At 68.6% G+C, this 11,815-nt stretch carries 10 protein-coding genes; 6 read left to right on the top strand and 4 right to left on the bottom strand.

Annotated features, from left to right (window positions below; all coding sequences use genetic code 11):
• The 3 genes from QMX80_RS08575 to QMX80_RS08565 form a co-directional block, all read left to right on the top strand.
• The coding region (locus QMX80_RS08575; protein ID WP_282276489.1) for an NPCBM/NEW2 domain-containing protein at nt 1-488 on the top strand (488 nt) is incomplete at its 5' end.
• Nucleotides 489-601: 113 nt separating this feature from the next.
• Nucleotides 602-3,586 (top strand): TonB-dependent receptor, encoded by a 2,985-nt coding sequence (locus QMX80_RS08570; protein WP_282276487.1) that lies wholly within the window; start codon nt 602-604, stop codon nt 3,584-3,586.
• Nucleotides 3,587-3,684: 98 nt separating this feature from the next.
• Complete coding sequence (locus tag QMX80_RS08565) at nt 3,685-5,040, top strand: Gfo/Idh/MocA family oxidoreductase (protein ID WP_282276485.1); 1,356 nt, start codon at nt 3,685-3,687, stop codon at nt 5,038-5,040.
• Between the two features lie 103 nt (nt 5,041-5,143).
• Here QMX80_RS08565 and QMX80_RS08560 read toward each other — a convergent pair whose 3' ends face one another.
• Entirely contained in the window at nt 5,144-6,604 is a 1,461-nt protein-coding gene (locus QMX80_RS08560) for an MATE family efflux transporter (protein ID WP_055768315.1), read from the bottom strand.
• Nucleotides 6,605-6,708: 104 nt separating this feature from the next.
• On the opposite strand from QMX80_RS08560, the gene QMX80_RS08555 reads away from it, so the two are divergent.
• Together QMX80_RS08555 and QMX80_RS08550 are read left to right on the top strand one after the other, a co-directional pair.
• Nucleotides 6,709-6,969 carry a hypothetical protein gene (locus QMX80_RS08555; RefSeq protein ID WP_055768318.1) on the top strand — a complete coding sequence of 87 codons (261 nt, stop codon included), beginning with the start codon at nt 6,709-6,711 and terminating at the stop codon, nt 6,967-6,969.
• Nucleotides 6,962-7,369, top strand: coding sequence for an RNA-binding S4 domain-containing protein (locus QMX80_RS08550; protein WP_055768319.1), 408 nt, complete (start codon nt 6,962-6,964; stop codon nt 7,367-7,369). The genes QMX80_RS08555 and QMX80_RS08550 overlap by 8 nt, the downstream gene beginning before the upstream one ends.
• Before the next feature lie 273 nt (nt 7,370-7,642).
• Here the strand turns inward: QMX80_RS08550 and QMX80_RS08545 are convergent, their stop codons facing one another.
• From QMX80_RS08545 to QMX80_RS08535, 3 genes are all read right to left on the bottom strand, one after another.
• Nucleotides 7,643-8,248, bottom strand: a complete 606-nt coding sequence (locus tag QMX80_RS08545; protein ID WP_273080640.1) for a DUF937 domain-containing protein — start codon at nt 8,246-8,248, stop codon at nt 7,643-7,645.
• A gap of 251 nt (nt 8,249-8,499) precedes the next feature.
• Entirely contained in the window at nt 8,500-10,014 is a 1,515-nt protein-coding gene (locus QMX80_RS08540; protein WP_282276493.1) for a catalase, read from the bottom strand.
• A gap of 266 nt (nt 10,015-10,280) precedes the next feature.
• A complete protein-coding gene (locus QMX80_RS08535; protein ID WP_282276481.1) occupies nt 10,281-10,940 on the bottom strand; it encodes a glutathione S-transferase family protein in 660 nt (219 codons plus the stop codon).
• Between the two features lie 136 nt (nt 10,941-11,076).
• On the opposite strand from QMX80_RS08535, the gene QMX80_RS08530 reads away from it, so the two are divergent.
• Nucleotides 11,077-11,775: a YafY family protein gene (locus QMX80_RS08530; RefSeq protein WP_055768328.1), complete on the top strand. Its 699-nt coding sequence runs from the start codon at nt 11,077-11,079 to the stop codon at nt 11,773-11,775.
• The last annotated feature ends 40 nt before the right edge of the window (nt 11,776-11,815 follow it).

The following is an 11,815-nucleotide window of genomic DNA, read 5'->3' as shown; positions in this document are numbered from 1 at the left end:
CCTTCCACATCCTCGAACAACAGCTCCCGGAGCGGCCGGCACGGCAGCAATACCTCTCCCAGCTGCCGCTGCCGGCCGCGCTGGCCGGTCAGGCGCACGCCGACCAGTCGTTCCGGGGCGAGGCCGGCATGCGCATGAACGGCCTGCAGTTCCGCCGCGGCCTGGGCGTCGGTGCGCACAGCCGCATCGATATCGCGCTCAAGGGCCGCTGGCATCTGCTGCGCGCCGACCTCGGCATCGACGACGCCTGCCGCGCCGCCGGCGGCATGCAGTTCCAGGTCTGGGGCGAGGACCGCCTGCTCTACGACAGCGGCCTGGTGAAGGCGCCCGGCGTGGTCAAGCCGGAGCTGGACATCCGCGGCCTTTCCCGACTGAGCCTGCGCACGCTGGGTGCGCAGGGCAGCCAGCCCGCCCAGGTCTGTGGCAACTGGGCCAATGCCGTGCTGATCGGCGAGGAGGGCGATTCCGCCGACTTCGTCGCCCCATGACCTCCAGGTAACCGCAGCTCCCCCAATACGCCGACCACGGCCCCGCGGCCGTGGAACGGGATCGCATTGCCCGCCATCCGTTGTTCCGTGCCTCATCGTCAGGAGAGAGTCCGATGTTGCCAGCCCGCCGCAATCCCAACCGCTGCCTGTTCACACCACTGTCGCTGGCCGTTGCCAGCGCATTGATCGCCATCGCCGCGCCTGCCCTCGCGCAGGATGCCGGCAAGGACAAAGACAAGGACAAGACCACCGAACTGGCCCGCGTCGAGGTCACCGGTTCCAACATCCGCCGCACCGACGTGGAGACCGCCTCGCCGGTGCAGGTCATCAGCAGGCAGGACATCCAGAACATGGGCGCCCGCACGCTGCTGCAGGTGCTGGACAACCTGCCGGCCGCGCGCCCGGCACAGGTGGATTCCAAATCGCTGTTCACCGGTTCCGATGGCGCTTCGCAGGCCAACCTGCGCGGCCTCGGCCCGCAGGGCACGCTGGTGCTGCTCAACGGCCGCCGCCTGTCGTATTACGGCGCGCCGTCGGGCTTCCAGACCCAGTTCGTCAACATCGACGCCATTCCCGCCGCCGCCATCGAGCGCATGGAGGTGCTGACCGACGGCGCCTCGGCCGTGTACGGCACCGATGCGGTGGCCGGGGTCATCAACGTCATCACCAAGAGCAGCTACCAGGGCCTGGAAGTCAGCGGCACCTGGGACACCGCGCCGCGCTTCGATTCCTTCGGCGAGAAGCAGGCCAGCATCACCGGCGGCTTCGGCGACATGGCCACCGACCGCTACAACGTCTATGCCAGCGTCAACCTGTACGAGCGCAACGGCATCCCGGACAGCGAGTGGTACGACAAGAACCCGGCGCAGTTCTACGTCAACAATCCGGACTACATCAAGAACCTGCGCCTGGACACCGGCAGCGCGCCGGGCGTGTTCAACCCGGGCTACTACTTCGCCTTCGACCCGGTGACCAAGGCGCGCGTGGACGAGGCCGCACCAGGCTGCAAGAACGTGCTGCAGGTAAGCAGCGGCACGCGCTGCATCTGGCAGACGTGGATGAACCGGCAGATCAACGGCGGCGCCGATTCGCGGCGCGTGACCGCCTACGTCAACGGCCACTTCCAGGTGAACGACGCCACCGAGGCGTTCGCCGAGGTGACCTATACCGACATCGACCTGCGCGCCAACGGCGGCACGCCGCGCGCCTACGGCACCACCACCGGCAATCCGCAGAGCTGGTTCTCGCGCAATACCGGCAACACGGTCAACCAGTTCCTGTACCCGTTCCTCGGCCCGAACAACGAATACAACCACGCCAGCCCGGAAATGAAGGCGCTGATGGGCGGCGTGGTCGGCCTGAGCTACCTGTTGCAGGACGTGGGCGGCAACCACTTCGGCCAGCGCAACACCGACCGCAGCTACCGTGCGGTGACCGGCCTGCGCGGCAGCCTCGGCGACAGCGACTGGAGCTGGGAAACCGCCTTCGCCACCGCCGGCTCGCATTCGGTCACCTACCAGACCACCAACGTCAACCTGAAGGGCTTCGAGAAGGCCTTCGGCCCGTACACCGTCGATCCGGGCACCGGCCGCGTCATCATCTCCGACCATCCGGCGTACAGGTTCGGCGAGATCAGCGAAGCCAACGCCGCGCTGATCCGCGAAGCATTCCCGACCTTCGACATCCAGTCGTGGACGCGCTTGCATACCCTGGACGGCAAGGTCGAAGGCCCGCTGTTCAAGCTGCCGGCAGGCGAAGTGCGCGCGGCGTTCGGTTTCAACGCCACCCGCGAGACCTTCTACACCCCGGGCAACCCGGACGCCGCTAACGGCCTGATCACCCAGCAGGGCGGCTCGTGGTTCGACGGCAAGCGCAACACCTATGCGCTGTTCTCCGAAGCGGTGGCGCCGATCACCGACAAGCTGGAACTGGATGCCGCGCTGCGCCTGGACAAGTACCCGGGCTTCAGCGCCAACCTCGCGCCGAAGATCGGCCTGAAGTACCAGGCGCTGCCGCAGCTGCTGCTGCGCGGCACCTATTCGGAAGGCTTCCGTGCGCCCAGCCTGGCCGAGTCCGGCAGCGGTGGCGTATACGCGCAGATCGGCGGCTACCGCGACGAAACCCGCTGCGCCGAAACCAACGCGATCGCCGGTCTCCTGCGCCAGTCCAGCCGCACGGTCGACAAGGACCTGGGCAACAGCCTGTGGAACAGCGACTGCAGCCGCAACGTGGCGCGCATGACCCAGCCCAACCCGGACCTGAAGCCGGAGAAGGCCAAGATCGCGACGCTGGGCTTCGTGCTCGAGCCGACCGACTGGCTGTCGGTGTCGGCCGATTACTGGTTCGTGTACCGCCGCAACGAGATCGTCGCGCCGGACTACAGCAAGTCGGAAGAAATCAGTGCGATGACCCGCTTCCCGATCACCGAGACCGATCTGGCCAACCTGGCCGCGCTGGCCCGCATGTGCGCCGATCCGGCCAGCGGCGTGGCGTGCCCGGCGACCCTGCCGGGCTACAGCACCGGCAACGTGGCCAGCGTCATCGGCCAGTACAAGAACCGCGGCCGCACCCTGGTCGACGGCCTGGACGTGGACGCCCGCGGCCGCTTCGACCTGGGCGGGTGGGGCAGGCTCAACATCGGCGTGGCCGCGACCATCGCCAACCGCAACATGTACAACTCCGACGACGCCGACGGCTGGTACTACGGCAACGTCGTCGGCTACTACGACAACCCGCGCCTGCGCGCCACGTTCAACACCAACTGGACCTACGGCAACTGGGACACCGGCTTCTACATCAACTACGTCGGCGGCACCAAGTGGGCGTATGACCGGGTCGATGGCGAGGACAACAACGCGCAAACCTGCACCGGCAGCTATGTCGAGGCCTCGCCTAGCCAGTGCGAGGGCGCGCCTTCGTGGTGGACGGCCAACCTGAGCGTGAACTGGCGGCCGATCGAGAAGCTGAGCGTGGGCGTGACGGTGAAGAACCTGTTCAACCGCCTGCCGTTCTACGACCCGAACGACTGGATGAACTTCCCCGGCTACACCAACAACTTCGGCCGCATCTACAGCGTGACGGCTACGTACAAGTTCTGAGGATGCCCGGCCATTGCGCTCTCCCCTTCATGCGTGGCATGAAGGGGAGGGGCGCCGTGCGGGCCATCATCGTCGCGATCGAGTAAAGAGGACATGCAATGAAACGTAGGGAATTCATCCTGGCCGGCGCCGCCCTCGCAGCCACCAGCCTGCTGCCGGAAACGCCGGCCTGGGCACGCGCGCGCAAGATGCGGCTGGGCATGATCGGCACCGGAATGCGCGGCCAGGTACTGCTCAAGGAACTGCTGCGCCGCGACGACGTGGAGGTGGTGGCGCTGTGCGACATCGAACCGATCATGCTCGGGCGCGCCACCGGCATGGTGGCCAAGGCCGGCAAGCCGGCACCCAGGACCTATGGCGGCGACGGCGACGTCAATGCCTGGAAGCGCCTGCTCGAACAGCGCGGGCTCGATGGCGTGGTCATCGCCACGCCGTGGGAATGGCACGCGCCGATGGCGATCGCCGCGATGCAGGCCAAGGTCGCGGTCGGCTGCGAAGTGGTGGCCGGCATCAGCCTGCAGGACCACTGGGACGTGCTCAACACCCAGCTGCAGACCGGCACGCCATACATGCTGCTGGAAAACGTGTGCTACCGCCGCGACGTGATGGCGGCGCTGCAGATGGTGCGGCAGGGCCTGTTCGGCGAACTGGTGCACCTGCAGGCCGGCTACCAGCACGACCTGCGCGGGGTGAAGTTCAACGACGGCAATCCCGACCATCCCTACAGCAGTGGCGTCGAGTTCGGGCCCAAGGGCTGGTCCGAAGCGCGCTGGCGCACCGAGCACTCGGTCAGGCGCAACGGCGAGCTCTACCCGAGCCACGGCATCGGCCCATGCGCGATGTACACCGGCATCAACCGCGGCAACCGCTTCACCCGCATCAATGCCTTCGCCAGCAAGGCGCGCGGCCTGCACGAGTACACCGTGGCCAAGAGCGGCGGCACCACGCACCCGAGCACCCGGGCGCAGTTCAAGCTCGGCGACATCGTCACCACCACGCTGGCCTGCGAGAACGGCGAAACCATCCTGCTGCAGCACGACACCTCGCTGCCGCGCCCGTATTCGCTGGGCTTCCGCGTACAGGGCACCAAGGGGCTGTGGATGGACCTCAACCACGGCATCCACATCGAGGGCCGCAGCCCGCCGCATGAATGGGAGGATTTCAAAGCCTACCAGGACCAGTACGAACACCCGCTGTGGAAGCAGCATGCCGACACCGCCGCCGGTGCCGGCCATGGCGGCATGGACTGGTTCGTGATCCATGCCTTCGTCGAGGCGCTGAAAGCCAATGCGCCGATGCCGATCGACATTTTCGACGCCATCACCTGGAGCGCGATCACGCCGTTGTCCGAACAGTCCATCGCCAATGGTTTCCAGACCCTGGACTTCCCGGATTTCACCGGCGGCCTGTGGCAGCAGCGCAAGCCGATCTTTGCGTTCGACGGCGCTCACTGAGGCACGTCCCACGATCCCAGGAGCGGCTTCAGTCGCGCCCCGGCTTTCCCGACGAGGGCCCGGTCGCGGCTGGAGCCATCCTGCAGCAGGTGGTGCCGGCCTTTCAGGCCTCGGCGTCCGCGTCGGCCACCGGCGAAGGCGGGCAGGCCGGTACTTCCGCCGGCGTGGCCAGTTCCTCGGCATGCGACGGCGCGGCCATCATCTTCGCCTGGCGCCAGCCGCCCCAGCGGTAGTACGCCAGCGACAGCAGCATCGACACCAGCGAGCTGACCGGGAAGCTCCACCAGATGGCGTCGGCGCCCCAGTAGGGCTGCAGCAGCTCGGCGAAGGGCACGCGCACGCCCCACAGCGAGGCGGCCAGGATCAGCAGCGGCGCGATCACCGCGCCGGTGGAGCGCACCACGCCGGAGATCACGAAGCTCACGCCGAAGAACAGGAACGACCACACCGCGATGTGGTTCAGGTGCCGCGCCACCGCCAGCGCCTGGCTGCCGTCGGGCAGGAACAGCGCCAGCGAGTGCCGGTCCAGCAGGATCAGCGGCAGGATCAGCACGCCGGTGAGCAGGAAGTTGAACAGCACGCCCTTGCGCGCGGTGCCGCGCACGCGGTCCCAGCGGCGTGCGCCCACGTTCTGCGCGGCCATCGACGAACACGCCGCGCCGATCGCCATCGCCGGCATCTGCACGTAGGTCCACAGCTGCAGCGAGGCGCCGTAGGCCGCGGCGGTATCGGTGCCGTAGTCGTTGACCATGGTCATCAGCATGATCATCGACAGCGAGATCAGCACCATCTGCAGGCCCATCGGCACGCCCTTGACCACCAGCGCGCGGAGGATGCCCAGGTCGATGCGGAACAGCGCCATGTCCTTGCGGCCCAGCCACAGCACGTGGCCGCGGTGGCGCATGTAGGCCAGCAGGCCGAGCAGCGACAGCGACTGCGCCAGCAGCGTGGCCCACGCCGCGCCGGCGATGCCCAGCTGCGGGAACGGACCGATGCCGAAGATCAGCAGCGGGTTGAGCACGATGTCCAGCGCCACCGATACCAGCAGGAAGCGGAACGGCGTACGCGAGTCGCCGGCGCCGCGCAGGGCCGCGCTGAGGAAGGCGAAGGCGTACAGCGTCGGGGTGGCCAGGAAGATGATGCGCAGATAGGCCTCGGCCAGCGGCAGCGAGACGGCCGGCGTGCCCATCGCCGCCAGCAGCGGATGCGCCATGAACCAGCCGGCGATGGCGATCAGCACCGAGATGCCGATGAAGAAAGTGGCGCTGGTGCCCATCACCCGCCGCGCCTGGGCCACGTCGCGCGCGCCCATCGCCTGGCCGATCAGGATGGTGGCGGCCATGCCGATGCCGAACACCGAACCGATCAGGAAAAACATGATGTTGTTGGCGTTGGCCGTGGCGGTCAGCGCCGCCTCGCCGAGGAACTTGCCGACCCAGATCGCGTTGACCGAGCCGTTCAGCGACTGGGCGATGTTGCCGGCCAGGATCGGCAGGGCGAACAGCAGCAGGTTGCGCCCGATCGGGCCTTCGGTCAGCGAGCGGGTGGGGTGGGCGGCGGTCATGGGCGCAGGTCGGTGGCTGAATGCGGACACTAGCATCGCCGGTGTGACGATGCCCGCGGGTACCGCTACGATGGCGGCTGCTTATGGCCAGCGGAGGAAAGCGAATGCTGAAACAGCTGTGTGGCGCGATGGCGGTGTTGGCCTTGTCGGCCTGCGCCAACTCCGAACGCCTGATGGACGCCAGCGTGCGCCCGTCCGACCGCGCCGACTGTCTGGTCGGCAACGAGCGTGCCGACGCCCGGGACAAGAACGCCGTGCCCTCGATGCGCAGCAGGCGCTGCAACCCCGACGACAGCCTGAACTGGACCGTCGGCCAGTCGCGCAAGGATGCGATGGAAGTGGATTTCAAGAAAAAGAATGACTGACGGAAGTACCCCGGCGCCCGCCATCCGCCTCGATGTCTGGCTGTGGGCCGCGCGCTTCTTCAAGACCCGCAGCCTGGCCAGGCAGGCGGTGGAGACCGGCAAGGTCGAGATCGGCGGGCAGCGTCCGAAATCCTCGCGCGCGGTCCGCGTCGGCGATGCGCTGCGGGTGCAGCGCGGCGAGGAGATGTTCGAGATCGGCGTGCGCGGTCTCAGCGACACGCGCGGACCGGCGCCGGTGGCGCAGGCGCTGTACGAAGAGAGCGAGGCCTCGCGCAAGGCGCGCGAGGAACAGCGCCTGCAGCGCGCCGCCGCCCGCGACGGCTACCTGCCGCCGGAGCACAAGCCAGACAAGCGCGCGCGCCGGTTGATCCGCGCGCTGGGCGACATCGACGCCCTGTAGAGCGGGGCAGCGCCCCGCTGGGGCCTTACCGGCCAAGCCCGCCGGGGGCGTTGCCCGGCGCTACAGAACCCAGCCACCTTGTAGAGCGGGGCACCGCCCCGCTGGGGCCTTGCCGGCCAAGCCCGCCGGGCGCTGCCCGGCGCTACAGAACCCCAGCGCCTTGTAGAGCGGGGCAACGCCCCGCTGGGGCATTACCGGCCAAGCCCGCCGGGCGTTGTCCGGCGCTACAGGGCACGCGGCGATGGTTTCTCCGCGGCTGCCACGGGCCCGGGTTCAGCGCTTGCCGCTGCCCAGCAGGCCGCTGCCGAGCTTGATCAGGTCGGACACGCCGAACTGGCCGTCGCCGTCCTGGTCCAGCAGGCTGCCGAGCAGGCCGCCGCCGATGCCGCCCTGCTGCACCACATGCTGCTTTTCCCGGCCGAGCATCTGGCTCAGGCCGCTGGCATCGGCCTGGCCGCCGCTGGACATGCGCTGCGCCAGATAGGCCATCACGATCGGAGCGAGGATCTTGAGCAGTTGCCCGGCACGTTCGCCGCTCAGGCCGGTGGCCTGGGCCAGGCCGGCTTCGGCACGGCCCTGGCTGCCGCCGAAGATGTGGCCGAGGATGCCGGCGCCGTTGGCGGCCGGACTGCCGCCGCCGCCCAGCACCGAGCCGAGCACGTTGCCGATGTCCAGGCCGCTGTGGTTGTTCTGCAGCGCGCCAAGCAGGGCTTCGGCCCCCTGCGGTTTGGCGGCGTTGTTGCCCAGAGCGCCCATCAGCAGCGGCAGCGCCGCACTGATCGCGCCCGAGGCCTGCCGGCTGTCGAGGCCCAACTGCTGGGAGACCTGCTGCAGCGGCGCGCCCTGCAACTGGGAAAGGAGATCGTCGGTGAGGCTCATCGGAGCGTGGTCCTTGCAGTGGTTGAACACGGGCATGGTAGCGCCGCGCGGGTCTGGAATGATCGTGCCGGGCGCTGCAGCGCCCGTGCGGCAGTCCCGTGAAGGCAATGCCGGATGCGGGCCGGCAGCTGCATGAATGGTGGAGTGCGGGGTTGCCGGCCGATACCCGATGCCGCCCCGGCAATCGTGCGCCGGCGCAGGCACCTGCCGGGAATGCGGTGGGGCGCAGGTGCCGCCCCACCGCCATGGCCTCAGAGCGAGATGTCCTCTGCACCCGGCGTGGCCATGGGGAATTCCGAGCCGGGCTGCGCCGGTTTGAACGGATCGGCCGGCGGCATCTCCGCCAGCTTCTTCAACGCCGCCGCCACGCCGGCGCCGTAGGCCGGATCGGCCTTGCTGCAGTTGTCCACGTGGCGCTGCTTGATGAAGTCCGGCGCGTCGCCCATCGCCCGCGCGGTGTTGTCGAACAGGCGCTGCTTCTGCGCGGCGTCATAGCTGCGGAACAGCGCACCGGGCTGGCTGAAATAGTCGTTGTCGTCCTCGCGGAAATTCCAGAAGTCGGCATCGCCACGGATCTTCAGCGCCGGCTCGCGGTACTGCGGCTGCTCCTGCCACTGGCCGTAGCTGTTGGGCTCGTAGTGCGGCAGGCCGCCATAGTTGCCGTCCACGCGCATCGCGCCGTCGCGGTGGTTGCTGTGCACCGGGCAGCGTGCCGCGTTCACCGGGATCTGGTGGTGGTTGACGCCCAGGCGGTAGCGCTGCGCGTCGGAATAGGCGAACAGCCGCGCCTGCAGCATCTTGTCCGGCGACGGGCCGATGCCCGGCACCAGGTTGCTCGGCGCGAACGCCGACTGTTCCACGTCCTGGTACCAGTTGACCGGATTGCGGTTCAGTTCGAACTCGCCCACTTCGATCAGCGGGTAGTCGCTCTTCGGCCACACCTTGGTCAGGTCGAACGGATGGACGCGATAGGTCTCCGCTTCCAGTTCCGGCATGACCTGCACGAACAGCTTCCACTTCGGGAAATCGCCGCGCTCGATCGCCTGGAACAGGTCGCGGCCATGGCTCTCGCGGTCCTTGCCGGCCAGCACTTCGGCCTGCGCATCGGTCAGCGCCTCGATGCCCTGTTGGCTGTGGAAGTGGAACTTCACCCAGAAGCGCTCGCCGTCATCGTTGGTGAAGCTGTAGGTGTGCGAGCCGAAGCCGTGCATGTGGCGGAAGCTGCGCGGAATGCCGCGGTCGCTCATCACCACGGTGACCTGCATCAGCGCTTCCGGCAGCAGGGTCCAGAAATCCCAGTTGTTGCGCGCGCTGCGCAGGTTGGTGTGCGGGTCGCGCTTGACCGCCTTGTTGAGGTCGCCGAACTTGCGCGGGTCGCGCAGGAAGAACACCGGCGTGTTGTTGCCGACCAGGTCCCAGTTGCCTTCCTCGGTGTAGAACTTCAGCGCGAAGCCGCGGATGTCGCGCTCGGCGTCGGCTGCGCCGCGCTCGCCGGCCACGGTGGTGAAACGGGCGAACATCTCGGTCTGCTTGCCCACTGCCGAGAAGATCTTGGCGCGGGTGTACTTGCTGATGTCATGGGTGACGGTGAAGGTGCCGAACGCGCCGGAGCCCTTGGCGTGCATGCGCCGCTCGGGAATGACCTCGCGGTTGAGGTTGGCCAGCTTTTCCAGCAGCCACACGTCTTCCATCAGCAGCGGGCCACGCGGTCCGGCGGTCTTGCTGTTCTGGTTGTCCACCACCGGCGCACCGAAGGCGGTGGTCATCGGCGTTACCGGCGCGTCGCCCTGCTTCTGTGCAGGGGTGGTGCTGGTATCGCGCTGCGACTGCGCGCCCTGCGCGGGCGTGGGCGCGGCATGGTACGGGCAGGTGGGTTTGCTGTCGTTGCTGCTCATGGCGGGCTCCTGGCTGGCGTGTAGGGATATCGTGCGATGACGATAGCTACGGGTTGGTGAAATGGAAAATCGAATGATCCGCTCGGAGTCATAGGGCTTGCCTATGGCTGGGTGGGCAGGTCGTGCCCGCCCGGTATTCAATCGCGGTCGGGTGCGCCGAGCGGGAACAGCGGTCGATACGGCCGGGCTTCCTCCACGGCACGCGCGAACGAGGGGCGGGCGAGCAGGCGCGCGCGATAGTCGCGCAGCACCGGCCAGGTCCCGTCGATGCGATGGGTCCAGTCCGCATAGAACAGCGACGGCGCGGCGGCGCAGTCGGCCAGGGTGAACGCATCGCCCGTCGCCCATCGCCTGCCGGCCAGTTGCGTCTCGAGCCAGCCGTAGGCCAGCTCCAGCCGTTCCACCGCACTGGCCAGGCCGTCGGCGGCCTTGCCGTCGTCGCCGCTCAGCGCGCCGCCGACCGCGTGCTGCACCGGGCTCATCACGTGCAGGTCAAAGAAGCGGTCGAGGAAGCGCACGTCCAGCGCGGCGGCCGGATCGTCCGGCAGCAGGCGCACCGGCCCGGCGTGCCGCTGCTGCAGGTATTCGATGATGATGCTGGTCTCCACCACGCTGCGCCCGTCGTCCACCAGCAAGGGGAACTTGCGCAGCGGCCAGCGCTGCAGCCATTCGGCCGCGTTCTGCGGCGTGTCCGGGCCGAGCATGCGGAACTGGAAGGGCGTGGCGTTCTCGTACAGCGCGATGAGTACCTTCTGCGTGTACGACGAGAACGGATGGCCATAGAGCAGCAGCGACATGGGAGACCTCCGGTGCGGGTGCCGAGGATGGCAATGTGTTGCCAATGCCGGCCCGGCGCAAGCGCAGCGCCGATGTCCGTGGCGCTGCGCATCTGCCAGACTCCACGCGGCCACCGACCCGCCCTGGACGCCCCGCATGACCGAACGCGCCACCCGCCTGCTGCACCTGTTGGACGAGCTGCGGCGGCGCCGCACGCCGGTGCGCGGCGCGCAGCTGGCCGAGCGGCTGGGGGTGAGCCTGCGCACGCTGTACCGCGACATCGACGCGCTGCGCGGGCAGGGTGCGGACATCGCCGGCGACCCGGGCGTCGGCTACCAGCTGCGCGGCGGTTTCCTGCTGCCGCCGATGATGTTCTCGGCCGAGGAACTGGAAGCCATCGTGCTCGGCGTGCGCTGGGTGGCCTCGCATGCCGATCCGGACCTGGCGGTCGCCGCCGGCGCCGCGCTGGACCGGGTCACCGGAGTGCTGCCGGAGGACCTGCGCCTGCAGGTGGAGACCAGCGGGCTGTATGCGCCGCAATGGCGCACGACCGAGCCGGAACCGTGGCTGCCGGCGCTGCGCCGCGCCATCCGCGCCGGCAATGCGGTGCGCATCCACTACCGCGACGCCGAAGACCGCGCCAGCGAGCGGGTGATCTGGCCGTTCGCGATGGCCTTCCTGGCCGAGGTCCGCCTGCTGGCGGCCTGGTGCGAGATGCGTGGTGACTTCCGGCATTTCCGCGCCGACCGGGTGGTGGCCCTGCACGACACCGGCCAGCGCTATCCCGAACAGCGCCACCAGCTGCTCAAGCGCTGGGGCGAACAGCGGCGGCAGCGCGAAAGCATCGACTGCTGACAAAGGCTGTCAGCAGCCCCTGCGCACACTGCGGGCTCCT

Origin of the sequence: Stenotrophomonas sp. PS02297 (assembly GCF_029959705.1) — a bacterium.
Lineage (GTDB): Bacteria > Pseudomonadota > Gammaproteobacteria > Xanthomonadales > Xanthomonadaceae > Stenotrophomonas > Stenotrophomonas nitritireducens.
The sequence above is the reverse complement of the archived record's forward strand: the minus strand, read 5'-3'. Positions and strand labels throughout refer to the sequence as shown.